Annotated in this window: 27 protein-coding genes; 16 read left to right on the top strand and 11 right to left on the bottom strand. The window is 70.6% G+C overall.

Annotation, left to right across the window (positions count from 1 at the left end):
• Positions 1-64: 64 nt before the first annotated feature.
• The 4 genes from F5972_RS04755 to F5972_RS04740 all read left to right on the top strand — a co-directional run bounded on the left by F5972_RS04755 (position 65) and on the right by F5972_RS04740 (position 4424).
• Positions 65-2449: an ATP-binding protein gene (locus F5972_RS04755; RefSeq protein ID WP_150931499.1), complete on the top strand. Its 2385-nt coding sequence runs from the start codon at positions 65-67 to the stop codon at positions 2447-2449.
• Between the two features lie 315 nt (positions 2450-2764).
• Positions 2765-3286, top strand: coding sequence for a phospholipase (locus F5972_RS04750; protein ID WP_150931497.1), 522 nt, complete (start codon positions 2765-2767; stop codon positions 3284-3286).
• A 107-nt stretch (positions 3287-3393) separates the two neighbouring features.
• Positions 3394-3822, top strand: coding sequence for an HIT family protein (locus F5972_RS04745; protein ID WP_404803032.1), 429 nt, complete (start codon positions 3394-3396; stop codon positions 3820-3822).
• A gap of 26 nt (positions 3823-3848) precedes the next feature.
• Complete coding sequence (locus tag F5972_RS04740; protein ID WP_150931493.1) at positions 3849-4424, top strand: hypothetical protein; 576 nt, start codon at positions 3849-3851, stop codon at positions 4422-4424.
• 32 nt (positions 4425-4456) lie between these two features.
• On the opposite strand, the gene F5972_RS04735 is transcribed toward F5972_RS04740, so the two are convergent.
• Entirely contained in the window at positions 4457-4816 is a 360-nt protein-coding gene (locus tag F5972_RS04735; RefSeq protein ID WP_150931492.1) for a hypothetical protein, read from the bottom strand.
• 121 nt (positions 4817-4937) lie between these two features.
• On the opposite strand from F5972_RS04735, the gene F5972_RS04730 reads away from it, so the two are divergent.
• The 10 genes from F5972_RS04730 (at position 4938) to F5972_RS04685 (ending at position 13341) form a co-directional block, all read left to right on the top strand.
• Positions 4938-6119, top strand: a complete 1182-nt coding sequence (locus F5972_RS04730; RefSeq protein WP_150931490.1) for a sensor histidine kinase — start codon at positions 4938-4940, stop codon at positions 6117-6119.
• Positions 6120-6204: 85 nt separating this feature from the next.
• Positions 6205-6954 (top strand): LytR/AlgR family response regulator transcription factor, encoded by a 750-nt coding sequence (locus tag F5972_RS04725; protein ID WP_150932528.1) that lies wholly within the window; start codon positions 6205-6207, stop codon positions 6952-6954.
• Positions 6951-7322: a DUF485 domain-containing protein gene (locus F5972_RS04720; protein WP_150931488.1), complete on the top strand. Its 372-nt coding sequence runs from the start codon at positions 6951-6953 to the stop codon at positions 7320-7322. The genes F5972_RS04725 and F5972_RS04720 overlap by 4 nt, the downstream gene beginning before the upstream one ends.
• A gap of 29 nt (positions 7323-7351) precedes the next feature.
• Positions 7352-8827, top strand: coding sequence for a sodium/solute symporter (locus F5972_RS04715; protein WP_225311170.1), 1476 nt, complete (start codon positions 7352-7354; stop codon positions 8825-8827).
• Between the two features lie 169 nt (positions 8828-8996).
• Entirely contained in the window at positions 8997-9293 is a 297-nt protein-coding gene (locus tag F5972_RS04710) for an ArsR/SmtB family transcription factor (protein WP_150931486.1), read from the top strand.
• An 8-nt stretch (positions 9294-9301) separates the two neighbouring features.
• Complete coding sequence (locus F5972_RS04705) at positions 9302-9583, top strand: hypothetical protein (RefSeq protein ID WP_150931485.1); 282 nt, start codon at positions 9302-9304, stop codon at positions 9581-9583.
• 28 nt (positions 9584-9611) lie between these two features.
• A complete protein-coding gene (locus F5972_RS04700) occupies positions 9612-10445 on the top strand; it encodes a hypothetical protein (RefSeq protein WP_150931483.1) in 834 nt (277 codons plus the stop codon).
• A 183-nt stretch (positions 10446-10628) separates the two neighbouring features.
• Positions 10629-10973, top strand: coding sequence for a DUF485 domain-containing protein (locus tag F5972_RS04695; RefSeq protein WP_150931481.1), 345 nt, complete (start codon positions 10629-10631; stop codon positions 10971-10973).
• Complete coding sequence (locus F5972_RS04690) at positions 10970-12568, top strand: solute symporter family protein (protein ID WP_150931479.1); 1599 nt, start codon at positions 10970-10972, stop codon at positions 12566-12568. The genes F5972_RS04695 and F5972_RS04690 overlap by 4 nt, the downstream gene beginning before the upstream one ends.
• A gap of 173 nt (positions 12569-12741) precedes the next feature.
• Entirely contained in the window at positions 12742-13341 is a 600-nt protein-coding gene (locus F5972_RS04685) for a TetR/AcrR family transcriptional regulator (RefSeq protein WP_150931477.1), read from the top strand.
• Positions 13342-13456: 115 nt separating this feature from the next.
• On the opposite strand, the gene F5972_RS04680 is transcribed toward F5972_RS04685, so the two are convergent.
• Positions 13457-15013 carry a wax ester/triacylglycerol synthase family O-acyltransferase gene (locus F5972_RS04680; RefSeq protein ID WP_150931475.1) on the bottom strand — a complete coding sequence of 519 codons (1557 nt, stop codon included), beginning with the start codon at positions 15011-15013 and terminating at the stop codon, positions 13457-13459.
• A gap of 286 nt (positions 15014-15299) precedes the next feature.
• On the opposite strand from F5972_RS04680, the gene F5972_RS04675 reads away from it, so the two are divergent.
• Both F5972_RS04675 and F5972_RS04670 read left to right on the top strand, forming a co-directional pair.
• Entirely contained in the window at positions 15300-16205 is a 906-nt protein-coding gene (locus F5972_RS04675; RefSeq protein ID WP_150931473.1) for a helix-turn-helix domain-containing protein, read from the top strand.
• A gap of 45 nt (positions 16206-16250) precedes the next feature.
• Positions 16251-16592: a YciI family protein gene (locus F5972_RS04670; RefSeq protein ID WP_150931471.1), complete on the top strand. Its 342-nt coding sequence runs from the start codon at positions 16251-16253 to the stop codon at positions 16590-16592.
• Between the two features lie 157 nt (positions 16593-16749).
• Here F5972_RS04670 and polX read toward each other — a convergent pair whose 3' ends face one another.
• From polX to F5972_RS04625, 9 genes are all read right to left on the bottom strand, one after another.
• A complete protein-coding gene (polX, locus tag F5972_RS04665; protein ID WP_150931469.1) occupies positions 16750-18447 on the bottom strand; it encodes a DNA polymerase/3'-5' exonuclease PolX in 1698 nt (565 codons plus the stop codon).
• Positions 18448-18452: 5 nt separating this feature from the next.
• Entirely contained in the window at positions 18453-19379 is a 927-nt protein-coding gene (locus F5972_RS04660; RefSeq protein WP_150931467.1) for an alpha/beta hydrolase, read from the bottom strand.
• Positions 19380-19389: 10 nt separating this feature from the next.
• On the bottom strand, positions 19390-19932 hold the full coding sequence (locus F5972_RS04655) for a GNAT family N-acetyltransferase (RefSeq protein WP_150931465.1): 543 nt from the start codon (positions 19930-19932) through the stop codon (positions 19390-19392).
• Positions 19933-20008: 76 nt separating this feature from the next.
• Positions 20009-20983 carry an aldo/keto reductase gene (locus tag F5972_RS04650; protein WP_150931463.1) on the bottom strand — a complete coding sequence of 325 codons (975 nt, stop codon included), beginning with the start codon at positions 20981-20983 and terminating at the stop codon, positions 20009-20011.
• A gap of 28 nt (positions 20984-21011) precedes the next feature.
• A complete protein-coding gene (locus F5972_RS04645; RefSeq protein ID WP_225311169.1) occupies positions 21012-22349 on the bottom strand; it encodes a cytochrome P450 in 1338 nt (445 codons plus the stop codon).
• Positions 22346-22933, bottom strand: coding sequence for a GTP-binding protein (locus tag F5972_RS04640; protein ID WP_150931461.1), 588 nt, complete (start codon positions 22931-22933; stop codon positions 22346-22348). Before F5972_RS04640 ends, F5972_RS04645 begins: the two co-directional genes overlap by 4 nt.
• A gap of 16 nt (positions 22934-22949) precedes the next feature.
• Positions 22950-23306, bottom strand: a complete 357-nt coding sequence (locus F5972_RS04635) for a DUF742 domain-containing protein (protein ID WP_150931459.1) — start codon at positions 23304-23306, stop codon at positions 22950-22952.
• A complete protein-coding gene (locus F5972_RS04630) occupies positions 23303-23737 on the bottom strand; it encodes a roadblock/LC7 domain-containing protein (protein ID WP_150931457.1) in 435 nt (144 codons plus the stop codon). Before F5972_RS04630 ends, F5972_RS04635 begins: the two co-directional genes overlap by 4 nt.
• A gap of 91 nt (positions 23738-23828) precedes the next feature.
• Positions 23829-25343, bottom strand: coding sequence for a sensor histidine kinase (locus tag F5972_RS04625; RefSeq protein ID WP_150931456.1), 1515 nt, complete (start codon positions 25341-25343; stop codon positions 23829-23831).
• Positions 25344-25462 lie beyond the last annotated feature (119 nt).

Below are 25462 nucleotides of genomic sequence, written 5' to 3'. Positions count from 1 at the left end.
GCCCGGACAGGACGCCGCGGTCCGCGGTTGACGCCGGCCACAGTCGACCAGAAGCATTGCGGGGATGACTGCGGCAACGGGGGACCCGCGCCAGGCGGGTAGCGCGGCTGAGTTCGTCGCCTTACTACGGCAGCTCAAGGAGCGGTCGGGGTTCACGTACCGGCAACTGGAGGAGAGGGCCGCACGCGGAGGAGAGGTCCTCGCGCGCAGCACCGTCGCCGACACCCTGCGCCGGCAGGCGCTGCCCCGGACGGAGACGCTGGTCGCCTTCCTCCACGCTTGCGCGCCCGCTGAGGATGTCGCGATCTGGCTGGAGGCAAGAAGCCGTCTCGCCCGCCAGGCCCCGCCTGCCCGAGGCGACTCGGCCGCCTCGGGCCCGTACGCGCCGGACGCGTCGCAGCACACGGGGAGAGGTCCGGGCGCCGACCTGCCGGCGGTTCCTCGCCAGCTTCCGGCGCCGCCCGCGTTCTTCGCGGGAAGAGCCGATGAGCTCGCTCATCTGGACGAGGCGGCGGAGAACCGCGGTGAGACCGTTGTCATCTCCGCGATCGGTGGCGCCGGTGGCATCGGCAAGACATCGCTGGCGCTGCAATGGGCACACCTGCACCTCGATCGTTTTCCCGACGGGCAGCTCTATGCCGACCTTCGCGGCTTCGGTCCGGAACCGGCGCCGGTGGCGCCACAGGTGTCGTTGCGGAATTTCCTTGAGGCACTGGGCGTTCCGCCGGCTTCCGTGCCGAAAGACCTCGACGTGCAGGCGGCGCTCTACCGGAGTGTCGTCGCCGGGCGACGGATGCTGGTCGTATTGGACAACGCCCGGGACACCGGTCAGGTCGTCCCGCTCCTCCCCGGCAGCCCCACATGCACCGTGCTGGTGACCAGCCGCCACCGGCTACGAGGCCTCACCGTGACTCACGGCGCGCGCCTGCTGACTCTGGACCTCCTCTCGGTCCGCGAGGCCCGGGACATGCTGGCGGGACATCTGGGCCGGCGGCGCGTGGCCGACCAGCAGCAGTCACTCGACACGCTCGTCGAGCACTGCGGCGGCCTGCCTCTGGCGCTGGGCATCGTCGCCGCGAGGGCGGCAGCGAATCCCGCCCATCCCCTTGACGCGCTCGCTCAGGAGCTCCGGGATGCCTCCGCCCGGCTCAGCGCCCTGAGTGCCGGCGAGGCGAGAACCGACCTGCGCGCGGTCTTCTCCTGGTCCTATCGTGCGCTGGAGCCGCAGGCCGCGACGGTTTTCGACCTGCTCGGCGCGGTTCCCACCGTGGACCTCGGCCTTGCCGCCGTAGCCGGCCTGACCGCCACCCCCTTGGCGACGTGCCGGGAGCTGCTGCAGCAACTGGAGGACACATCGCTGGTGCACCAGTACGTACCGGGCCGGTACCGCATGCATGATCTGGTTCACCTGTACAGCGCGGACGGGGCGCGGCCGAGGTCGCGGAGTAAGAGCCGCGACGCGGCGCTGCGCCGGTTGGTCGATCACTACCTGCACACCGCCTACGCCGCGGACCGGCTGCTGGACTCACGCCGTCCACCGGTCGCCCTTGCCCCGCCGGCGACGGGATGCGCGCCTCAGCCGCTTCGCGACACGGCGGAGGCGATGGCCTGGTTCGACCTCGAACACCCCCGCCTCATCGAGATGCAGCAGGTCGCGATGCGCCGAGGGCGGTATCCGCAGGTATGGCAGCTGGCTCGCACACTGGTCACCTTTCACGCGCGTCGCAGGCGGAGCCGCGATCAGCTGGCCGTCTGGCAGCTTGCGCTGCAAGCGGCGGAAACAGGAGAAGACCTGGCCATGCAGGCGATGGCGCATCGGTATCTCGGTCAGGCATACACGGCGGAAGGTCAGGACGACGATGCTTTCGAGCAACTTGACCTGGCCCTGGTCTGCGCCAAATCGGGCGGTGTGACGGGAGAGGAGGCCCGAACCCATTACGCGCTCGCAGTGGGGTGGGAGCGGTACGGCGACCTGGAACGGGCGCTGGTCCACGCGCGTCAGGCGCTCGCACTCTTCCGGAGCATCTCCGATCTGGTGGAGGAGGCGCGGGCCCTGAACGCGATCGGCTGGATCTGCGCCGGACTCCGGCGCTACGAGGAGGCCGAGGCGAGCTGCCGGCGGGCTCTCGCCCTGTTCCGCCGGCATGAGCATCCGGACGGCGAAGCGGACACCCTGCACAGTCTCGGCCTGATCGCGCAGAACAATGGGAAACACGCCGAATCCTTGACCTACTACGGTCAGGCATTGACGACGTATCGCGGAGTCGGCAACACCAGAGGGGAGGCGGAATCCCTCGCCAGCCTCGGTGACGTCTATGCCGCGCTCGGCCGATACGCTGACGCCCTCCAGGTCTGGCAGGGGGCACTCGACCTGCTGCAAAGGCAGCAACGGGTCAAGGAGGCTCTCCTTCTGCGGGAGCGCATGAACGACTTCGCCACCCTTGTCTGATCTCCCGTCCATCGCGAGTCGGCCCCGCATATCGCCACAGGGCGGTCCTCCTACGGCAAGATGCCGCTGCGGCCAGGCCGCGTACGTCGAGCCGGATGGCGACCGCGGCTGCGGACAATGAACAGGTCCGGGCCGGCCGGTAAAGGACAGGGGTGCGATTACAAGAATCCATCATCGCTGTAAAGAGCGATTGTTCACGAACGTGCGCCGTGATCTCGATCTGGTCTGGCGCGAGAATTTCCGAATACATGGGCTCATTGTTGGGCGGTGGCAGATTCCTGCCGTGAGAGCACCCCCCACCCAAAGGCAGAGCCCATGGTCAAACGCGCCCTCACCGCCGCCGCCCTCTCCTTCGCCGCGTTGCTCGCGTCGCCTCTCCCCGCACACGCCGTGACCCTCGAACAGAAGCTCGCGGCACTGTCCACCTTCACCCAGGCCACGGCCTCCAGCGCCGCCAGTTGGCGCTCGGCCTGGCAGAACCAGTCGGGCTGGGCCGACTACGCCTTCGACTGGTCGACGGACCTGTGCTCCAGCAGCCCCGACCAGCCGCTCGGGTTCGACTTCAGGATGCCCTGCCGCCGGCACGACTTCGGCTACCGCAACTACAAGGCCGTGAACCAGTTCTCCGGCAACAAGTCGCATGTGGACGACGCGTTCTACTTCGACATGAAGCAGGTCTGCGCGGGATACTCCGGCGTCAGCAAGAGCACCTGCGACGGCCTCGCCTGGACCTACTACCAGGCGGTCAAGCAGTTCGGCGCGCTGAACGTCACTCAGGCGCAGATCGAGCGGGTCCAGAAGGACGCTCAGCGGGCCGCGAAGAACGCCGAGGAATAGGTCCCTTGGGGTGCCGGGCATCCGCCGTACGCCGGCCCGCACGGGGACGGCGGCGGATGCCCGGCCTCCGCGCGGCGCCCCCCGGCGGTTGATCCAGAATGGTGTCCGTGGACGGCTGCGTGTTCTGTGAGATCGCGGCGGGGGAGCGGCCCGCGCGGGTGGTGCTGGACGACGAGGTCGCCGCCGCGTTCCTCGACACCCGCCCGGTGTTCAAGGGGCACGTGCTCGTCGTCCCGCGCGGCCACGTCGAGACCCTCGCGGACCTGCCGCCGGAGGAGGTCGGGCCGTTCTTCGCCCGGGTCCGGGCCGTCACGCGGGCGGTCGAGGCGGGCACCGGCGCGGCCGGCACGTTCGTCGCGATGAACAACCGGATCAGCCAGAGCGTCCCCCACCTGCACGTTCACGTCGTGCCGCGCAACCGCAAGGACGGCCTGCGCGGCTTCTTCTGGCCCCGGGTGAAGTACGACGGCGACGCCGAGATCGCGGACTACGCCGCTCGCATCCGCGCCGCACTGGACGCCGGTGACGATCTCTGAGTGAGATGTCGGAGAGGACGGTGCCCGTGCGCCCCCTCGTTCGCCTGATCCTGACGGCCGTCGTCGTCATGGTCACGACGGCCGGAAGCGCGGCCGACGGCCCACGCCTGTATCTGAACAGCTCCCCCTACACCGACGACGAGGTCTCGATCGGTGTCGCGCTTCCCGACGTCGTCGCCCACCGGCCCTATTCACTGGGCGGCTGGGTCATGTGCGTGGACGGGCCAGGTGCGGCCGTCATCGACAGGATCGACCTGATCAACCCAAGTGGTGGAATCGTCCTACAGGCGTTCTCGTTCCGGCGGCGAGGTGACCACCCCATGCTCGGCAACGCCGAGCGGCCGCTGACCGAGCTCGGCTTCCCGGCCCGCGGTTCCGCCGTCACCACGGTCTGCGCGAAGAACGGGGAGTCCCTCGGCACGGAGCTCGGCCTGCAGTACGGGAAGACCGGTGAGGTCACCGCGCACGCCGAAGGCGTTCGCGTCCACTACACGTCGGCGGGCCGCCGGCGCACCGTCGACTTCGCCCTGGACGTGCGGCTGTGCGCTCCCGGCGACATGAGTACGGAGCAGTGCCGGGAGATGTACGAAAGCGACGAGTAGCCGCGCGCTGGTTGCCGTCGCGCGCGGATCTGTCACCACTGCCTGTACGGCTCCCACAGGACCGCGAGCGCCGCCACGGTCGTGAGGGCCGTGAGCTGTATGATCACGATCTCGTGGCGTCCACGCCGCCGGCCGACGACCAGACTGACGATCAGGATCGCGGCCATGACGGCGAAGGAGCCGTAGGCGACGGCGGAGCGGAAAGCCATCTCCGCCTGCCACTGCGCGAAAGCAGGGTCCCCGCCCGCGCAGAACACCGTGCCGCCGTCACACAGCACGCCGCGGTCGCGTGCCCGGCGGATGGCGAACCCCGCGGTCATCAGCAGGACGAGATCCATGATGAGCACCGCGGCGGCGGTGATGACACGATCGACGAACCCGCCCGTCTTCACGAGGACGAGCCTAGAAGGCACGCGGCTCCGGCGTGCTCGCCCTGGTGTTCCGGCGACCGATGAGGACCGCTCACCGCCGCGCGAGCGGGCGTCCGGCGGACGGGGGGTAGGCTGCGGCGGCGTGGAACCGGTCGTCACGGCGCTCGTCGTCGCCGTCCTCGTCAGTGTGCCGGCCGTCGTGCTCTGGCGGGTCCTGCGCGGCCGGCGCGACCTCGGCAGCAGCCCCGCGGAGCGGGCGACCTTCGAGACGCTGCACACCGCGTCGCTGGCCGCGCCGCCGCTGCGGGCCGGGCTCACCCAGGCCGGCGCGCTCAAGGCGTCGCGGCACCTGCGCGAGCTGCTCGGCTCCCCGGCCATCGCCATCACCAACGGCGAGGAACTGCTCGTGTACGACGGCGCGGGCGACCACCATGCCGCCGACGCGTTCGAGCACGCCGCCGAGACGCTGAAGGACGGCCGCACCCAGGTGCGGGCGCTCGCCTGCGCGCTGCCCGAGTGTCCCGTCCGGCACGTCGTGGTCGTCCCGCTCACCACCGACGACCGGGTGGTCGGCTCGCTCGCGGCGTACGGCGACCACGCCTCGGCCGGTCTGGTGCGGGCGGCCCAGGAGGTCGCGCGGTGGGTCGATTCCCAGCTTGAGCTGGCCGAGCTCGACCGGTCCCGGACGATGCTGATGGAGGCCGAGGTGCGGGCGCTGCGGGCGCAGATATCGCCGCACTTCATCTACAACTCGCTGACCACGATCGCGTCGTTCGTCCGCAGCGACCCGGAGCAGGCCAGGGAGCTGCTGCTGGAGTTCGCCGACTTCACCCGCTACTCCTTCCGGCGGCACGGCGACTTCACGACGCTGGCCGAGGAGCTGCGGTCCATCGACCGCTACCTCACCCTGGAGCGGGCCCGGTTCGGCGACCAGCTTCTGGTGACACTGCGCATCGCCCCGGAGGTCCTGCCGGTGGCGGTGCCGTTCCTGTGCCTGCAGCCGCTGGTGGAGAACGCCGTACGGCACGGGCTGGAGGCGAAGCCCGGCGCCGGCCGGATCACGATCATCGCCGAGGACGACGGCGCCGAGTGCGGCATCACCGTCGAGGACGACGGCGTCGGCATGGACCCCGAACGGCTGCGGCGCGTGCTCGCCGGGGAGGACCGCTCGGGGGCGGGCGGCATCGGCGTGGCCAACGTCGACGAGCGGCTGCGCCAGGTCTACGGAGACGAGTACGGGCTGGTCGTGGAGACCGGCCCCGGCGCGGGCACCAAGGTCACGGTGCGCATCCCCAAATACCACCCCGGAGTGTCGGTGCTCTGACACCGTCTCGTGACACGCGCAAACGTTGACTTCCGGTCGTCCTGGTCATCACTCTCTAGAGCATCGGCCGGTGAAAGGGGTGATCGTGAGCGGCCTGCGGGTCCTGGCGGTGGACGACGAGCAGCCCGCGCTGGAGGACGTCGCCTACCTGCTCAGAGCGGACCCCCGCATCGGCGAGGTGCTGACCGCCCGTGACGGCGCCGCAGCGCTCAAGCTGCTCGACCGCGCCATCGCGGACGGCAGGCCGGTCGACGCGGTGTTCCTCGACATCCGCATGCGCGGGCTCGACGGTGTGGTGCTGGGCCGGCTGCTGACCCAGTTCACCCGTCCGCCGAAGATCGTGTTCGTCACGGCGTACGACGACCACGCCGTGGACGCCTTCGAGCTCAAGGCCGAGGACTACCTGCTCAAACCCGTACGGCCGGAGCGGCTCGCGGAGGCGATCCGCCGGGTCTGCGGCAGCCGCGGCGAGCCGGGGGAGGGGCCGCAGGCCGACACCATCCCGGTCGAGCTGGGCGGAGTGACCCGGTTCGTGGCGAGCACCGAGGTGCGGTACGTCGAGGCGCAGGGCGACTACGCGCGGCTGCACACCGCGACCGGCAGCCATCTGGTCCGCATCCCGCTGGCGACGCTGGAGGAGCGCTGGGCGACGGCCGGGTTCCTGCGGGTGCACCGCAGCCATCTCGTCGCGGTCAGGCACATCGACGAACTGCACATCGACTCGGGCAAGTGCGTGGTGCGTGTGGGCGACACCGAGATCCCGGTGAGCCGCCGGCACACGCGGGAGTTACGCGACCTGCTCGTCCGCCGGGCCCGCAAGGGCCAGGCCCGATGACGGGCAGGCCGCGCCGGGTGACGGTGACCAGCCCGCGCACGGCGGCGGCCCGCCGGCCCCGCCATCCGCTCACCCGGGAGATCGACGAGCAGACCCGCCTGGGTGAGGTCTACATGCGCTCCCTGGTGCGTACGCAGTTCCGGCTCGCGCTGTTCGTGTGCACGGTGCTGGCGTGCGTCGTGGGCGGGCTGCCGCTGCTGTTCCTGCTGGCTCCCGAGCTGCGCGCGGCCGAGCTGTTCGGGCTGCCGCTGCCGTGGGTGGTCCTGGCCGGGCTGATCTATCCCGCGCTCGTCGTCGGGGCCTGGCTGTACGTCCGGCAGGCCGAGCGCAACGAACGCGACTTCGCCGACCTCATGGAACGCCGGTGAGGACGTGCGCCGGTGAGGACGGAGCGTAGGTGAGTCAGATCACCGCGGTCGGCGTGGTGCTGCTGGCGACCGTTCTCATCGGCGCGTTCGGCATCCGGATGTCCCGCACCACCTCGGACTTCTACGTCGCGTCCCGCACCGTCTCGCCGTTGTGGAACGCCTCGGCGATCGGCGGGGAGTATCTGTCGGCGGCCTCGTTCCTCGGCGTCGCGGGGCTGATCCTCACGTTCGGCGCCGACATGTTGTGGCTGCCGGTCGGCTGGACCGGCGGCTACCTCGTGCTGCTGGTGCTGGTGTCGGCGCCGCTCCGCCGTTCGGGGGCCTACACGCTGCCCGACTTCGCCGAGGCGCGGCTGGAGTCGATGGCCGTGCGGCGGCTGTCGAGCGTCCTCGTCGTTTTGATCGGCTGGCTCTACCTCATGCCGCAGTTCCAGAGCGCCGGGCTGGTCTTCCGTACGATCACGGGGGCGCCGCCGTGGGCGGGCAGCCTGCTGGTGGCGGCGGTGGTCGCGGCGAACGTGCTGTCGGGCGGCATGAGGTCGATCACCTTCGTGCAGGCGTTCCAGTACTGGCTGAAGCTCACCGCGCTGGCGCTGCCGCTGGTGTTCATGCTGATGGCCTGGTGGTCCGGCGGCGCGCCGGGGCTCGCCGCCGGAGACGAGTGGGCGCTGCCGCTGCACGGCCGCGACCACCCGGTGTACGAGACGTACTCGATGATCCTCGCGACGTTCCTCGGGACCATGGGACTGCCGCACGTGCTCGTCCGCTTCTACACCAACCCCGACGGCCGGGCCGCGCGCCGCACCACGCTCGTCGTGCTCACGCTGCTCGGCGCCTTCTACGTGATGCCCGCCGTGTACGGCTACCTCGGCCACGTCTACGGCGTGCCGGCGGGGGACACGGTCGTCCTCACGCTCCCCGGGCGGCTGGTGGGCGGCCCGGTGGGGGAGTTCCTCACCGCGCTGGTGACGGCGGGGGCGTTCGCGGCGTTCCTGTCCACCTCGTCGGGGCTGACGGTGTCGGTCGCCGGGGTGATCGCGCAGGACATCCTGCGCGGCGGGGTGCGCTCGTTCCGCTACGCGACCGTGCTCGCGGTGGTCGTGCCGTTCGCGCTGGCGGGGGTGGCCCGGTCGCTGCCGGTGGCGACCGTGGTGGGGCTCGCCTTCGCCGTGGCCGCCTCGTCGTTCTGCCCGCTGCTCGTGCTCGGCATCTGGTGGCGCAGGCTGACCACGACGGGGGCGTTCGCCGGGCTGCTGGCCGGGGGAGGGCTGGCCTGCACCGCCGTGGTCGTGACGATCAGCGGCGGCCCGCACACCGGCTGGGCGGGGTCGCTGCTGGCCGAGCCGGCCGCCTGGACGGTGCCCGTGTCGTTCACCGTCATGGTGACGGTGTCGCTGCTGACGCCCTCGCGGGTGCCGCGCGGCGTGGCCCGCACGATGGTGCGCCTGCACACGCCGGAGACGCTGAACGTCGACCGCGGCGACTGGCGTCCTCGTCACATGTAGCCCGGCGTCTCCCTGTGGTCCGGCGTTCTCCTGGGGGCTGAGGGACATCGCAACGAGAACCGGTTTCGCACGATCACGCCCCGCCGCTCGGTGTACGAGGCTGTTCCAAACACACTTACATGTGTAAGTTACTACTGACACGTGTCAGCACGAGCTAGAAGGGAGCGTCATGGGCTCCGATCTTGTTGGGGTGCTGGCAGTGCTGGCGAGCCCGCAGCGGCTGCGGTTGATCGCGGCGCTGGCCGGTGGCAGCAACTACGTCAGTCAGTTGGCTCGTGAGCTCCAGCTGAGCCGGCCGTTGGTGCACATGCACCTGCGCCGGCTGGAAGAGGTGGGGCTTGTCGTCGGCCGGATGGAGCTGTCCGCTGACGGCAAGGCGATGCGGTTCTTCGATGTCGCGCCGTTCGCCTTTCAGCTCACCCCGGAAGCGATCCAGGACGCGGTACGAACAATGGAGGAGAAGTGACTCAATCGGTGGACGAGAGCATTGATCTGGTTGCTTGGCAGGGCACCTTCGGATTTGTGATCACACTCGCCGTGGTAGCCCTGCTGGCGGTTTACGTGACCAGGCAGTGGCGCCGCGCGTGGGAGGCCCGGGCCGCGGTCGACCGCGACAACGCGTTGCGTGATCTCGCGGTGAAGTCCCTCGCCGCCCAGCAGGCACAGGCGGATGAGATAGCTGCGCTGCGCTCAGAGTTGGCTGCGGTGAAAGCGGACACGGGCGGTATCCACGAGCTGCTCCGCAGCGTGAGCTGACATGCGAAGAGTTCTGCTATGGGCGGTCGTGTCCTTGCTGGTGGCGGCCTCAACGCTCGCGCTGCTGACGTTCACCTACTTCTGGCGGTCGCCGGCCTATTACCCGCAGCCGCCGGCGACATCCCTCGCGGAAGCGCGCATCATTCCACGGTCGCAGTACTCCGAAGAGCACCGCCGTCCCTACACCTACCGCCATGGCAACGTGGTCGTCTTCGGGGCTGAGCACAAGCCCGCATCCGTCGATCGGCAGCTCCGGCAGATCGACGAGATGTGGCGGGAGCTGCGCCCCACCGTTGCCCTGGTCGAAGGCAGGTTGGGATTCCTCGCACCGGGTTTTATGGATCCGGTGGAGCACTATGGCGAGTCGGGTCACGTGTACGCGCTGGCGAAGAAGGACGATGTGCAGGCGTACACGTGGGAGCAGCCGCTTGACGAGCACATCGCCTATCTCGCCCGCGTGCACGCGAAGGACCGGGTAGCGCTCTTCATGGTGTTGCGGCCCTACTTCAGTAAGCTGCGGTTCGGCAAACCTGAGTCGCCGGAGGCCTTCGTGGAGGAGTTCCTCGGCCGGGCGGATCACCCGGCGATACGCGGAGAGATCAATAGCGTCGCCGACATCGACCGCATCTGGCAGCGCGATTTCGCCGGCGGCAAAGACTGGCGGGACGTGTCCGACGAGACCGTTCTCCCCGGTTATCTCGAGCGGCTGACCGAGGATTCCAACGATCAACGTAACAGGTATCTGGTCCGCCTCGTCTCCCATCTCAGCGCCCAAGGCGAACGAGTGTTCGTGATCTGCGGCTCCAGTCACGCCGTAGTGATAGAGCCGGCCTTGATGTCGCCTTCGCACCGCGACGGCTGAAGCGTTTCACGTACCGCGGTGGCGTGACCGTTCGGCGCGTGCAACCGACCATTCGTCGCATCGCCGCGCCATGTGAACGATCCGGCGACACGGCTGGGCGACGCGGCGGTCCCCGGGGCTCGTCGGCGGGCGCACCACGCTCCTACGTTGTGGTGATTCAGATCACTTGCCCAAGGAGATCTTGTGACCGCCCAGCACGATCCATCGGTCTACGAACGTATACAGGCGGGTGAGCAGTTCCAGGAGCTGCGCCGCCGCTACCGGTCCTGGGCCTTCCCCATGACCGTCGCCTTCCTGGTCTGGTACCTCCTCTATGTGCTTTTGTCCGGCTTCGCCCGGGATTTCATGGGCACCAAGCTGTTCGGCAACATCAACGTCGCCCTCGTCTTCGGCGTGCTGCAGTTCGTCTCGACGTTCCTGATCGCCTGGGCGTACTCGCGGCACGCGGCGGCGAAGCTCGACCCGCTCTCCGAAGAGCTGCGCGCCGAGGCCGGCAGCCGCGACGAGGTCGGGGAGGGCGCCAAGTGAGCCACGAGACCCTGTCCACGATCCTCTTCGTGGTCTTCGTCGCCCTCACGCTGGGGATCACGTTCTGGGCCAGCCGCAACACCAAGAGCGCGGCGGACTTCTACGCCGGGGGCCGCTCGTTCAGCGGCCTGCAGAACGGCCTGGCGATCGGCGGCGACTACATGTCGGCCGCGTCGTTCCTCGGCATCGCCGGCATCATCGCGCTGTCGGGCTACGACGGCTTCCTCTACTCGATCGGCTTCCTCGTCGCCTGGCTGGTCGCGCTGCTGCTCGTCGCCGAGCTCATGCGCAACTCCGGCAAGTACACGATGGCCGACGTGCTGGCGTTCCGGATGTCCCCGCGCCCGGTCCGTACGGCGGCCGGCGTCTCGACGATCGTCGTCAGCATCTTCTACCTGCTCGCGCAGATGGTCGGCGCCGGCTCCCTGGTCGGGCTGCTGCTGGGCGTCACCTCGCAGGCCGGCAAGATCTGGACGATCATCGCGGTCGGCCTGCTTATGATCGTCTACGTCGTCTTCGGCGGCATGAAGGGCACCACCTGGGTGCAGATCGTCAAGGCCGTCATGCTGATGGTCGGCGCCGCGCTCATCACCCTGCTCGTGCTCGGCAAGTTCGGCTTCAACCTGTCGGGCCTGCTCGGCGACGCCGCCGGCGCGAGCGGCAAGGGTGAGGCGTTCCTCAAGCCCGGCCTCAAGTACGGCACCGAGGCCCAGGGCATCTGGGGCAAGATCGACCTGATCAGCCTCGGCCTGGCCCTGGTTCTCGGCACCGCCGGTCTGCCGCACGTTCTCATCCGCTTCTACACCGTGCCGACCGCCAGGGACGCCCGCAAGTCGGTCCTGTGGGGCATCGGCATCATCGGCGTCTTCTACCTGCTGACGCTGGTCCTCGGCTTCGGCGCGGCGGCCCTGGTCCACGGCAAGATCGACAAGTCGGGCAACACGGCGGCGCCGCTGCTCGCCCAGGAGATCGGCACGCAGGTCTTCGGCGACGTCGGCGGCACGGTGCTGCTGGCGGTCATCGCGGCGGTCGCGTTCGCCACGATCCTCGCGGTCGTCGCCGGGCTCACGCTCGCCTCGTCCTCCAGCTTCGCCCACGACCTGTACGCCCACGTGTTCAAGCGCGGCCAGGTGACCGACCGACAGGAGGTCGTGGTCGCCCGGATCGCCGCCTTCGTGATCGGCGCGGTCGCGATCGCGCTGAGCATCTTCGCCCAGTCGCTCAATGTGGCCTTCCTCGTCTCGCTGGCCTTCGCGGTCGCCGCCTCGGGCAACCTGCCGGCGATCCTCTACAGCCTGTTCTGGAAGAGGTTCAACACGGCGGGCGCGGTCTCGGCCATCTACGGCGGCCTGATCTCCGCCGTGGTGATGGTGATCTTCTCGCCGGTCGTCTCCGGCGCGAAGACGGCGATGTTCCCCGACGTCGACTTCCACCTGATCGCGCTGTCGAACCCCGGCATCTTCTCGATCCCGATCGGCTTCCTGTGCGGCTACCTCGGCACGATCCTGAGCAAGGAGTACAACGCGTCGAAGTACGCCGAGATCGAGGTCCGCTCGCTCACCGGCATCGGCGCCGAGCAGGCCACCGGTCACTGACGCGAGCCACTGAGGTGAACCGCTGAGGTGAACCACTGACATGGGACGCCGGCCGCACCCCGCCGGCGCCCCCGTACGCCCGGCCGCGGGCCACCCGCCCGCGGCCGGGCGTATGACTGCCCTGTCCCTCGCGTCATGGTGCTGGAGCACCCGCTCTGGTTAGGGTTCGGTCCGTGGACCACCCCCTCCAGACCGCCAAGGCCTGGTCGCGTACCCGGAGAAGGGCGCGCCCGCAGGACGGCGACGCCCGCACCCGCATCCTCGACGCGGCCGAGGAACTGTTCGCGGGCGGCGGCTACGAGGCGACGCCGACGGCGCGGATCGCCGAGCTCGCCGGTGTGCCCAAGGGGCTGGTCTTCCACTACTTCCCGCGCAAGATCGACGTGCTGGTCTCGCTGGTGGACGAGCGCACGGTCGTCACGGAGGAGGAGGTCGAGGCTCTGCCCGGCGACGCGGCGGGCACGCTGTCGCGGCTCGCCCGCCGGTTGCCGCTGCGGGCGTCCCCCGCGATGCGGCGCATCCTGTTCCGCGAGGCCGACACCCATCTGTCCGTACGGGAGCGGCTGGGCCGCCTGAACAGCGAGATCATCCGCAGGGCCAGGTTCGCCCTGGAGCTCGCCCTGCCGGGCGGGCGCGGTGACGCCGCCCGAGTGGAGGCCGCCGCCGCCACCTTCGCCGCGGTCCTGCTCTACCAGGAGAGCATCTGCCTGCTCACCGGGCACCACATCGACCCCGACGCGGTGGCGGAACTGATCGCCAACGCGCTGCACTGATCAGACAGCGACCAGCCGCTGGTCTGTCGTCGGCCGGTCACCGGTCAGCGCACCCCTAAGCCGCACCAGTCGCCGGCCCAGATCAGCGGTATCGGCCGATCGCACCGGACGGCCCTCAGGCGGGCACCTTCTCCTCGCGCTCCTCCACCTGTTCGAGCTCCTCCGGAGACTCCCGCTCGCGGTTCCCGCGCGGTGGCGCCTCGTCGAGCAGCGTGACGAGCTCGTCCATCGCCTCGCGCAGGTGGCCGGTCACGCTCCACACGTCCGGCACCCGGGTGGGGCACACGACGACGCCGAAGTCCAGCCGGTCGTCGTACGACGCGCAGGTGATGCTGATCCCGCCGGTGGCGTCGGTGACCACCGACAGCGGGTGATAGGAGAGCATCCGCGCCCCGCACAAGTAGAGCGGCACGCGCGAGCCGGGCACGTTCGACACGATGAGGTTCACGCCCGCCCCCGCCACTCCCGCGAGCCGGAACACGAGCGGCGTGGCCAGCGCGGCGAACGCGTTCGGCACCAGCGCGCACACGTCGTCCAGCCAGCTGCGGTGGGAGACGGCGAAACGCCGCTTGGCGGCGGCCAGCGCGGACCGTACGGCCGCCAGGCGCTCTCCGGGACGGGCGACGTCGGTGGCGAGCGGCGTGATCATCGCCGAGATGCGGTTGCCGACCCGCCCGTCCGCGGGGCCGGGCGACGATCCCGCGGTGCGCAGCGCGACCGGCACGGCGGCGACCAGTGGCCGGTCGGGCAGCGCGTCGTGCGCGAGCAGCCAGCGTCGCAGCGCCGAGGCGCACAGCGTCATGACGACGTCGTTCGGGCCCATGCCGAAGGCCCTGGCCACCCTCCTGACCTCCGTGAGCGGCACCGACCCGAAGGCGACCGCACGCGCCCCCGAGATAGGGCCGTTGAACGGCGTGCGCGGCGCGGCCAGCGGCGGCGTCTCCGGCAGCGTGCGCGAGTCTCCGGCGAGCGCCCGGGCGGCCTGGGCCACCAGCCGCGCATCGGGCAGCGCCGACACCACCGGGATCGTGTCCAGGTCGGCGGCGGCGCGGGCGAGCGAGCACAGCGCCTCCACCGGCTGCACGATCGTGCGGGTGAGCGCCCCGGCGAGCATCGCGAGCAGCCCCGGCGGCGTGGGCGGCTCGGGGCGCGGGCAGGCGGGCGCGGGCGCCGCCTCCGCGAGACGCGGCTGCGGCGAGGGGTCGAGCAGCGCCGTCAGGATCTCCGACCCGGTCACGCCGTCGATCGCGCAGTGGTGCACCTTCATGTAGAGGGCGACCCGCCCGCCCGCGAGGCCGTGGATGAGGTGCGCCTCCCACAGCGGACGTGTCCGGTCGAGCCGCCGCGCGTGGACGTCCGCCACATACGCCGCGAGCTCCCGTTCGCCGCCCGGCGCGGGCAGGGTTGTCTCGTGCACGTGCGCGCCGAGGTCCACGTCCGGGTCGTCGATCCAGTACGGCCGGTCCAGGCCGAGGGGCACGTCGGCCAGCCGCATCCGCAGCGGCGCGGCGAGGTGCAGCCGCTCCCGCAGCAGGGTGAGCAGGGCCTCGCGGGTCAGGCCGCCGGAGGGCGAGGTCGACGGGTCGAAGACGGCCACGCCCGCCACATGGGCCGCGGTCGTCGCCGACTCCACGGACAGGAACTGCGCGTCGAGTGCCGTCAGCTGGCGCATCTCGTCATCCTCCTGGCACCCCTCCCCGGCGCTCGGCGATCGTCCGCCTGCGCACCGTGACCATCATGGCAGCGGCGCGTTACCGCCGCATTTCTCCCCCGTGCCGCCGGGGGATGTCGAGGTGCGGCCGTGACCCGCGCCAGACGATCGCCGCCGGCCCCGTTCCGATGCAACCGGTTGCATCCGGCACCCCACGAACAGTGATCCGATGTGGCATGGTGTTCGAAAGCGTGTACAAGCGCATCACTTGACCATGAACCACATGTGAACCGAGGAGAGGACAGAGATGATCTCGGCCGGAGCGGGGTCTGCGACCTACCCGGACGGACGACCGGGGCAGCCGCGGGGCGGACCGACGGTTCTGCGCATCATGCTCGGCGGGCAGTTACGCCGGCTGCGCGAGAGCAGGAACATCAGCCGGGACGAGGCCGGGCGGGCGATCCGCGCCTCCAACTCCAAGATCTGCCGGTTGGAGCTCGGCCGCATTCCGTTCAAGCAGCACGATCTGGCCGAACTGCTCACCCTCTACGGCGTCACCGACAGCTCCGAGCGGGAGGCGATGCAGGCGCTGGCGCGGCAGGCCGGCGTGCCCGGCTGGTGGCACCAGTACAACGACCTACTGCCCAGCTGGTTCGGGCCCTACGTCGGGCTGGAGGAGGCCGCGTCCACCATCCGCACCTTCGAGGCGCAGTTCGTCCACGACCTGCTGCAGACCGAGGAGTACGCCCGCGCGGTCTTCCGTGTACGCCACAGAAGGGCGTCGGCGTACGACATCGAGCGCCGGGTGGGCCTCCGCCTGCGGCGCCAGCGGCTGCTCGACCACCCCGACGGGCCCCGGCTGTGGTCGGTGATGGACGAGGCGGCGCTCCGCCGCCCCGTCGGCGGCCGTGCCGTGCAGCGCGGCCAGATCGAGCGCCTGATCGAGGTCGCCGCGCGCCCGGACGTCACCCTGCAGATCCTGCCGTTCCAGGCCGGTGGTCACGCCGCCGCCGGCGGCTCCTTCACGATCCTGCGCTTCGCCGAGCCCGATCTCTCCGACGTCGTCTACCTGGAGCAGCTGAGCGGCGCTCTCTACCTCGACAAGCAGGAGGACGTCGACGACTACACCCTCGTGATGAGCGAGCTCAGCGTGCAGGCCGAGCCGGCCAGGAACACCGAGTCCCTGCTCCACGCGATCCTCCGGGAGCTGTGAGAGCGCGTTCCGGAAAATGTCGGTGGCGCGCGGCAGGATCGAGGGATGACGCACTTCCTCATCTCCTTCCCCAGCGCCGCCATGGTGGTCTCGGACGAGGATTTTCCTGACGTGGTTCGCGAAGCTCACGCGGTCATCCAGGAGGCCAAGGATGCCGGTGTGTACGTCTTCGGCGGCGGGATAGACGAAGACGTCGCCCCCGTCCTCGTGGCCGGTGACGGCACGGTGACGCAGGGCACCTATCCGCAGGCCACGCGGTTGGACGGCGGATACACCATCCTGGACCTGCCCTCCCGCGAGGCGGCGCTGGAGTGGGCGAAGAAGATCGCGGCCTCTTGCCGCTGCGCGCAGGAGGTGCGGGCGTTCCAGTACGACCCGCTCGCCTGACGGCGTAGGGCCACCCCCGCGCCGTCCGCATGCTCTGGCTTCTCCCGTCCGGATGCCCCGGTTGCTTTCGGTCGGGCGGCGCGGACACGGTCGGCGGCGCCGACGCGGCCGAGGCGTTCGTTCAGGGCGAGGAGGTCCTCCAGGGCGAGGAGGTCCTTCAGGGCGTCGCGTGGTCCCCGCCGAGACGGGCCAGCAGCCGGTCGAGCGGCCAGGTGTTGACGACGTCGTCCGGAGTGAGCCAGGCCCGCTGGGCGATCCCCACGCCGAACCTCTGGTGGGCCAGATGCGGGATCGCGTGGGAGTCGCTGTCGATGGAGAACGTCACGCCGTGGTGGCGCGCGAGCCGCACGAGGTCGGAGGGCAGATCGGCCCGGTCGGGATAGGAGTCGATCTCCATGATCGTGCCGGTCCGGGCGGCGGCGCGGAAGACGGCGTCCCAGTCGGCGTCCACGGGGGGCCGCTTGCCGATCTTCCGGGTGGTGGGGTGGCCGATGACGTGGACGTGCGGGTTCTCGCACGCCGCGACGAAGCGGCGGGTCATCTCCTCCCGCGACTGGGTGAAGTGCGAGTGCACCGAGGCCACGCAGACGTCGAACCCGGCCAGCACCTCGGCCGGCCAGTCCACCGAGCCGTCGGGGGCGATGTTCAGTTCGCTGCCGTGCAGCAACCTCATGTCCGGATATTTGGCCTGAAGGTCGGCGATGCGGGCCCGCTGGGCGAGGGCCTTGTCGAGCGTCATCCGCTGCATGACCAGGTCGGGCGCGTGGTCGGTGACCGCGTAGTAGGAGTAGCCCCGGGCGGCCGCGGCGGCGACCATGTCCTCCAGCGAGGCGATCCCGTCGGTGAGGTCGGTGTGGGTGTGCAGGTCGCCCCGCAGGTCGCCCAGCTCCACCAGGCGTGGCAGCCCGCCGCGCAGCGCGGCCTCCACCTCGCCGCCGTCCTCACGCAGCGCCGGAGGCACCCACTCCATGCCGAGCGCCTGGTAGATCTCCTCCTCGGTTTCCGACGCGATCAGCCGCTCGCCGTCGAACAGGCCGTACTCCGACAGCTTCCAGCCCTTCCTGACCGCCATCTCCCGGATGCGGACGTTGTGCTCCTTGCTGCCGGTGAAGTAGACCATCGCGGCGCCCCACGACTCGGCGGGGACCAGCCGCAGATCGACCTGCAGGCCGCGGTCGGTCCGCACCGAGGTCTTCCGCTCGCCCTTGGCGATGACCTCCGTGACGTACGGCTGCCGCGCGAACAGGTCCATCAGGCCGGGGTCTCCGACGGCGAGGACGTCGATGTCGCCGATCGTCTCGCGCATCCGCCGCAGCGAGCCCGCGACGGCGATCCTCTCGGCGGGCAGCGAGCCGACGACCCGCTCGGCGAGGTCCGTCGCGATGCCGAGGTGGACCCGGTCGCCCGACCGCTCCATGTGCTCGATGCCCTTGAGCAGGTTCTCCTCGGTCCTGGCGCCGAAGCCGCGCACGCCGCCGAGGCGGCCGGCCCGGATGGCCTCGGCCAGGGCGGCGGGGGAGTCGATGCCCAGCTCCTGGAACAGGAACAGCGCCTTCTTCGGGCCGAGCGAGGGGATCCGGGTCAGCCTGCGCACTCCCTCCGGCACCCGCGCACGCAGGTCGTCGAGCTGCCGGAAGCTGCCCCGCGCGAGGAACTCCTCGACCTTCTTGGCGATGGCCTCGCCCACCCCGGGGATCGACCGGACGTCGGTCTCCCCGAGGTCGCCGGGGAACCCCGCGATCGACTTGGCCGCCTTCTGGTAGCTGCGCACCCGGAACGCGTCCCCGCCGTTCAGCGCGAAAAGCTCGGCGTACTCCTGCAGCGCCGCGGCTGCCTCGTCATTGGCCCGTCCCATGAGTCTCAGGGTAGGAGAAGCGGCAGCGCGCGTTCGAACGAACGTATCCAGTACGGCCAGGTGTGGGTGCCCTTTCCGTAGAAATCCGTCGTCACCTTCACCCCGGCCTTCTCCGCGGCCCTGGCGAAGTTCCGGTTCTGCCGCATGATCGCGGCCTCGGTGCGATCGATCGCCCCGTCGCCCCGGTCCAGCGGACCGGGCTCCCCGTCGCCTGAGGACGCGTAGAGGCGCACACCCTTCAACCGCCCGACCAGGTCGGCGGGATTGTGCTCCGGCCAGGCGCCCGGGTCGCCCCACAGGTCCTCGGTGTCCACGCCGTTGTCCGCCATGAACGCCCGATATCCGGGGACGTCCTCGCGGGTGTCGAGCACCCCGGAGAACGACGCCGCGGCCTCGAACACACCCGGATGCCGGGCCGCGTAGCCGAACGCGCCGAGGCCGCCCATGGAGAAACCGGCGACCGCACGGCGCGTCCCGACGCCGTACCGCGGCTCGACCAGGCGGGGCACCTCGGTCATGTGGAACGTCTCCCAGGCGAGGCCGTCGCGCCAGTCGGCGTACCAGCCCATCGAACCGCCCTCGGGGACGATGACGACGGCGTTGAGCCGGGAGGTCAGCCGAGCCACCTCTCCCGTCCTGAGCCAGTCCCAGCCGCCGCCGGCGCAGCAGCCGTGCAGCAGGTACAACGCGCGCCAGCCGGTGGAACCCGGTTTCCAGGCCGCGGGTTTCAGCACCCACACCGATCGCCGCCCGCCCGTGGCTGGGGAGTCGATCACGAGTTTGTCCGTGCGCCCGTCCACGGCCTCCTGCTCGACGACCTTGGCCGGGTAGCCGGCGGGCACCGGTGTCGCGGACTCGGCGGTGCTCTGGCAGCCGGTCACCGTGACGACGAGGACGAGCCACGTCAGGATCTTCTTCACGAGGAGCTGCATGTCATACCGATCACCCGCCGTCAACCCTGGAAAAGGGCTCCGCGTAGGTGAAAGGCCCGCGCGGCGCGGACCGCTCGAAGACGCGCACCTGGAAGAACTCGCCCCAGGACGGGTCCGGCGCCGCGACGCCGTGCGCCGAGGCGGGCTCGAAGCCGAACCGCCGGTAGTAGGCGGGGTCGCCGAGCAGCCCCACCAGCGGCTCGCCGAGCGCCTCCGCCGCCCCGAGCGCGGCGTGCACCAGCGCCGACCCCACTCCCCGCCGCTGGTGGGCGGGATGCACGGACAGCGGGCCGAGGCCGACCACGGGCACGGTCCCCACGTGGGCCCTGGTGCACAGGACGTGACCCGCGATCCCGCCGTCCGGCGCCGGCGCGACGAGCGACAGCTCCGGCAGCCAGCCCGGGTCCGTACGCAGCTCGTCGAGCAGGACGACCTCGACCGGCGGCACCTGCGGCCGGCCGGGGTGGCGGGCCTCCTGGTGGGGAGCGAAGGCGGCGGTGACCACCTCACGCACGGCCTCGACGTCGCCGGGGTTCTCACGTCGGATCAGCACCCGTACAGCCTGCCGCCCGCCCCCGGCCCGGGCAACGGATTTAGGTCACGACCCGCACGCCGCTCCGGGACGGGCTTCAGTACTGCGGCGACCTGGCCTGGTACGGCTCCTCCAGGAAGGCGATCTCCTCCTCGGTCAGCGTGAGGTCCACCGCGGCGAGCGCGTCGTCCACGTGGTGCTCCTTGGTCGCGCCGATGATGGGGGCGGTCACGCCCGGACGGCTGAGCAGCCACGCGAGGGCGACGGTCGCGGGGGAGACGCCCCTGTCGGCGGCGGTCCGCGCCACCCGGTCCAGGATCGTCTCGACGGCCGGCCCGCCGTACAGCTGCCGCTGCCGGGCGCCGTCGCCGGTCTGCCGCGCGGTGTCGGCCGGCTGGCCGGCGCGGGCGAGCAGGCCGCGGGCGAGCGGGCTCCACGGGATGAGCCCCACGCCCTGGTCGAGGCACTGGGGGATCATCTCCCGCTCCTCCTCGCGGTCGAGGAGGTTGTAGTGGTTCTGCATCGAGACGAAGCGGGTCCAGCCGCGCCTTTCGGCGATGTGCTGGGCCTTGGCGAACTGCCAGGCCCGCATGCTGGAGGCGCCGATGTAGCGGGCCTTGCCTGCCTTGACGACGTCGTGCAGCGCCTCCATCGTCTCCTCGATCGGCGTCTCGTCGTCCCACCGGTGGATCTGGTACAGGTCGACGTGGTCGGTGCCCAGGCGGGTGAGGGAGGCGTCCACGGCCGACATGATGTGCTTGCGGGACAGGCCCCGGTCGTTCTCACCTTCGCCCATCGGGAAGTAGACCTTGGTGGCGAGCACGTAGTCGTCGCGCCGGGCGAAGATCTTGCGCAGCAGCCGCCCGGTGACCTCCTCGCTGACACCGGCCGAGTACATGTCGGCGGTGTCGAAGAACGTCACCCCGCCTTCGGCGGCCCTGCGGACGATGGGCTCGGCGAGATCCTCCTCCAGGGCCCAGCCGCCCCACTTGGAGGCCTCCCCGTAGCTCATCATGCCGAGGCAGAGCCTGCTGACCTTCAGACCAGTGGTGCCAAGTCGTCCATATTCCATGGCAGCACCTTATTGCTCCGGCCTGACCTCACCTGGAGGCGTTCCAGATGTTCGACGGGCCCCGGCCGGTCGGCACGGTCGGGCTGAACCGTACGGGCAGGGCCTCCAGGCTGCGAACCCACAGCGAAGGGCGCCACCGCAGCGCGTCCGGTTTCACGGTGAGATAGACGTCGGGCAGCCGGTCGAGGAGGACCTCCACGGCCGTCTTGGCGATGATCCCGCCGAGCTCGGGCGCGGGGAAGGGACAGCCGTACTCGCCGTGGCCGAAGGCCAGGTGCGCCCGGTTGGCGCCGGAGCCGGCATGGGCGGCCGGTTGCACCTGCGGATCGGCGTTGGCCGCGGCGACGCCGAGCACCAGCATGTCGCCCCGGCGGATGCGCCGCCCGGCCAGCTCGCAGTCCTGCACGGCCCAGCGTGAGGGCATGTTCGGCGTGGGCGGATCCTTCCACAGCACATCGTTCAGCGCCTCGCCGACGCTGCTGCGGCCGCCCTGCAGGCTCATCGAGAAGTGGTCGTCCATCAGCATCAGCCGCAGGGTGCTGCCGATCCAGTTGGAGCAGTTGTCATGGGAGGAGATCATCGTCATGATCAGGTCCTGGACGATCTCCTCGTCGGTGATCCGCGCGTGGTGTGCCAGCATGTGCGAGGTGAGGTCGTGGCCGGGCAGGGCGCGCTTGTCGGCGATGAGCCGGCTCACCTTCTCCAGAATCCGGGTGATCGCCGAGGGGGCCTCCTCACCCCCGCCCAACACGATGTTGACGTCCTCGACCAGCTCCGGCAGGTCGGTCTCCGCCAGCCCGAACAGCCGGGTGATGACCTGAGCCGGAATCCGGTCGGCGTACTGGGAGATCAGGTCGGTCTGGCCGTCCCCGGAGATCTCGTCGATCGCGCGGTCGGCGATCTGCTCGCAGATCAGGGCGAGCTCGGTGCGGTCGACGCTGTCCAGCGCGTCGCTGATGGCGCCGATCCGCCGCTGGTGCTCGGCTCCCTCGGAGTACATCACGGACGGTTGCCATGTCACGTACGGGCGCGCCGGCCAGTCCGGGGGGAGGTGGTCCTGCAGGTTCCAGCGCCTGGGGTCGCGGCCGAACAACTGCGGCTGGCTGGTGACATGGTGCAACTCGCGATAGCCGATCACGTACCAGACGGGCATGCCGTCGAGGAGAACGGGGACGACGGGGCCGTGCTCGCGGCGCATCTCCTGGAACAGCGCGGTCGGGTCGTCGCCGATCAGTGACGCGTGCAGTCGTACGGCATCGGCGTGGTCGTCGTATCCCTCCAGCGGCTCCCGTCTCCGCTCGGGATGCTGCGATGCGGGCGCGGCGGACGGGTCTGTGGAGTCGGGCAGGGGAGGGGAGTTCGTCACGGCATGCTCTCTCGGGCGGGCAACTGGTCGTAGGTGCGGGTGAGGTGCTCGATGAGCGTGATCAGCACGTGCTTGGCCGAGGACCGCTCTCTCGCGTCGCAGTCGATGAGCGGGACCTCGGGCGACAGTGCCAGCGCCTCGCGCACCGCATCCAGGGTGGGCCCGTCGGTGAAGCGGTTGACCGCGACGACGAACGGGGTCCGGTGGTGCTCCAGCCGGTCGATGGAGTACCAGGAATCCTCCAGGCGGCGGGCGTCCACCAGGACGACCGCGCCCAGGCTGCCGGCGAACAACTGGTCCCACAAGAACCAGAACCGCTGCTGACCGGGCGCGCCGAACAGGTAGAGCACCCTGCTCGCGTTCAGCGTGATCCGGCCGAAGTCGAAGGCCACCGTGGTGGTCGACTTGGTCCGTACCCGGCTGGCGTCGTCGATGCCCACGCTCGCCTGGGTCATGACCTCCTCGGTGCTCAGCGGGCGGATCTCGCTCACCGAGCCGACCATGGTCGTCTTTCCCGCTCCGAACCCGCCGACGATCACGATTTTCAGGGCGTCCGCGGCGGTCGTGCGTAGCGGCGTTCGCATGGTGTCCGCTGTCTGGTCAGAGGTTGTGGAGGGCAACGAGCACCTGCCTCAGGATTTCGGGATCCGGTCGTCCGGCCTGCGCGGCGATCGACGGATGACGGACGGTGATGCGACCGGTGTCCAGCAGGTCGCACAGCAGGATCTTCACCACGCTGACCGGCAGGCGCAGTTCCGCCGAGATCTCCACCACCGCCGTCGGCCGCTGGGCCATCCGCAGGATCTTGATGTGCTCGGACTGCATACCGGGGGTGGGGGCGCTCTCGCTGACGATGAGGGAGACGGAGTCGAAGGTCTTCTCATCGGCGCTGGTGCGCCCACCGGTGACCGTGTAGAGCCGGTCAGGGTCTTCTTGGTCGATGGCTCGCCGTGTCATCCGCGGTCGTCGCTGTTCTCCGTCTGCCGCGGCGCCGCAGTGAGGTACACCCCGATCTGCTCCACCAGTTCGTTCATGTTGTGCGCGATGAGCCCCACCTCGCCGTCCTCCTCGGCCACCACGGCCAGGTGGGCGCCGTCCCCGGCCGGCACGATGAGCAGCAGTCCGCCGGCGAACTCCACCATCGCCTGCCCTGCTCCGATGCCGTCCCCGAACTCGGCGGAGGCGCTCAGCGAGAGGCTCTGGATCCCGGCGGCCAGAGCGGAGAGCTGGTCGGCCCCGTCCCGGCCGAGGCCGGCGGTGAAGCTCATCTTCAGGCCGTCCCTGGTCAGCACCAGCACATGCCTGATCCCCGGGGTCTTCTGCTTGAGGTTCTCCAGCAGCCAGTCGAAGTCACGATCGGTGGTGTGCGAAGCGTCGGTTGTGCTCATAGAAACGACGGGGTGCCCCTTCGGCGCGGGAGGGACGCCCCTGCCTCCTCGTCTGTGAATCCAAAGATGTCCGGTGGTCGGCGGACGCGTGTCAGGAGTCGCCCGGGGCCGGGGGAGGGGCTGAAGAGGAAGTACGCCCACGGCCGCCGGCTTGGCGGAACGCGGCGAACCTCGCAGCCGAGTCAGGCCCCTCGCGCGCGGGCTTGGCCGGCGATGCCTGCCGCGCCCTGGTCGCCTCGGCCAGCGTCTGCCCCCGGCGCCGCCTGGGCAGCAGACCTTCGGACTCGTCGGCCGGCCCCTCCTGCGCGGGTACGGCCGGTGCCTGCACGGCGGTCCGTACGGCGGCCTGCACGGGGTGGCGGACCGACGCCTCGGCGCCGGGCGGCACGGTGGCCGGCAGGGGCTGCGTGATCAGCAGGCGCGGGATCAGCATCACGACTCCCGTGCCACCGCGGGCGGACGACCGGAAGCTGACCGTCAGGCCGTACTTGTCGACCAGACGTCCCACGACCGCCAGGCCCAGGCGGGTACCGGACAGCGTCCGCAGGTCGAGCGGCTCGGACACGAGCCTGGTGGCGTGCTGCCGCTCGCGCGGGCGCATCCCCAGGCCGCCGTCCTCGATCGTGATCACGACGCCGGCGTCCTCCTCGTCCACGTACACGTGGACCTCGGTGCCGTGCGCCGAGAACGTGGCGGCGTTGTCCATCACCTCGGCCAGCGCGTGCATCACGCCCTCGGCCGCGTACCCCGCGACGGCGACGGTGCTGGTGGAGTGCAGCCGGATGCGCCGGTAGGCGCTGATGCGGCCCATCGCGCCGCGCAGGACGCTCTCCATGACGATCGGCCGGGTCCATCGCCGCCCGGAGCGGCCGCCGCTCAGCAGCGCGATGTTGTCCGCCAGCCGGCTCATCTGGGAGACGCGGTGGTCCAGGTCCAGCAGGTCGGCGAACACCTCCTCATGATCGCCGTACTGCTCCTCCAGTTCGCGCAGCCGGGCGAGCAGGCTGGTGGCCTGTGCCTGTACCCGGGCCGCGGCCCCGGCGCACGCCGCCATCACGGCGGTGCCCCTGCGCTCGCTCTCGGAGAGCTGCCGCGCCGTCTCGCGCAGCAGGTCGCGTAGCGGGTCCTGCTCCGGCTGGCGTATCTCGGCCAGTGCGGCGCTCACCGGCATCCGGTCCGTCTGGATCCGCCGGAACAGCTCCGGCAGCGTTTCGTCGATCAGCCGGGAGATCTCGTCCTCGGTCGCATCGCGCGACACCTGGGCGACGGCGCGCTCGCGTTCGAGCAGGTCGAGCTCGTGCCCGGCCGCTTCGAGCAGGTGCCGCAGCGGGCCGTCCGGAGGCTGCGGCATCCGGGAGAGCGCGTCGGCGACCGAGGCGCCGTCCCGCACCTGACGTCCCAGCGAGGGCAGCGACTCCTCGGCCGTTCGCAGCGTTTCCCGCTCCAGCCAGGTGAACCGCGCGCCGGCCCACTCGGCCCGCTCACGCAGCCGGCGACCGGTGCCGGAGTAGTGGACAGCGGTCGCGACGGCGCCGGACAGGAGTACGGCCGAGACCCCGCCGACGAGCGCCATCAGCGCTCTGGCCTCATAGGGGGCGGCGGACATCGCCCACAACCACGCGCAGGCTGTGATGATCAGGGTGCCGAGAGAGGCGAGGGCCGCCAGTTCCCTCGGTGAAAACCTTCTCCGCGCCCGGTGGTGTACATCTACTGACATCGGCGTCC

This window comes from Microbispora cellulosiformans (assembly GCF_008728085.1).
In the GTDB taxonomy this organism is placed as follows: Bacteria; Actinomycetota; Actinomycetes; order Streptosporangiales; family Streptosporangiaceae; genus Microbispora; species Microbispora amethystogenes.
This window is presented reverse-complemented; position numbering and strand designations above follow the sequence as displayed.

Coding starts and splice junctions, on each gene's coding strand:
- F5972_RS04755 (WP_150931499.1), top strand. CDS start 65: ATGACTGCGGCAACGGGGGACCCGCGCCAGGCGGGTAGCGCGGCTGAG.
- F5972_RS04750 (WP_150931497.1), top strand. CDS start 2,765: ATGGTCAAACGCGCCCTCACCGCCGCCGCCCTCTCCTTCGCCGCGTTG.
- F5972_RS04720 (WP_150931488.1), top strand. CDS start 6,951: ATGACGGGCAGGCCGCGCCGGGTGACGGTGACCAGCCCGCGCACGGCG.
- F5972_RS04710 (WP_150931486.1), top strand. CDS start 8,997: ATGGGCTCCGATCTTGTTGGGGTGCTGGCAGTGCTGGCGAGCCCGCAG.
- F5972_RS04680 (WP_150931475.1), bottom strand. CDS start 15,013: ATGCGCCAGCTGACGGCACTCGACGCGCAGTTCCTGTCCGTGGAGTCG.
- F5972_RS04675 (WP_150931473.1), top strand. CDS start 15,300: ATGATCTCGGCCGGAGCGGGGTCTGCGACCTACCCGGACGGACGACCG.
- F5972_RS04670 (WP_150931471.1), top strand. CDS start 16,251: ATGACGCACTTCCTCATCTCCTTCCCCAGCGCCGCCATGGTGGTCTCG.
- polX (WP_150931469.1), bottom strand. CDS start 18,447: ATGGGACGGGCCAATGACGAGGCAGCCGCGGCGCTGCAGGAGTACGCC.
- F5972_RS04660 (WP_150931467.1), bottom strand. CDS start 19,379: ATGCAGCTCCTCGTGAAGAAGATCCTGACGTGGCTCGTCCTCGTCGTC.
- F5972_RS04650 (WP_150931463.1), bottom strand. CDS start 20,983: ATGGAATATGGACGACTTGGCACCACTGGTCTGAAGGTCAGCAGGCTC.
- F5972_RS04640 (WP_150931461.1), bottom strand. CDS start 22,933: ATGCGAACGCCGCTACGCACGACCGCCGCGGACGCCCTGAAAATCGTG.
- F5972_RS04635 (WP_150931459.1), bottom strand. CDS start 23,306: ATGACACGGCGAGCCATCGACCAAGAAGACCCTGACCGGCTCTACACG.
- F5972_RS04630 (WP_150931457.1), bottom strand. CDS start 23,737: ATGAGCACAACCGACGCTTCGCACACCACCGATCGTGACTTCGACTGG.
- F5972_RS04625 (WP_150931456.1), bottom strand. CDS start 25,343: ATGTCCGCCGCCCCCTATGAGGCCAGAGCGCTGATGGCGCTCGTCGGC.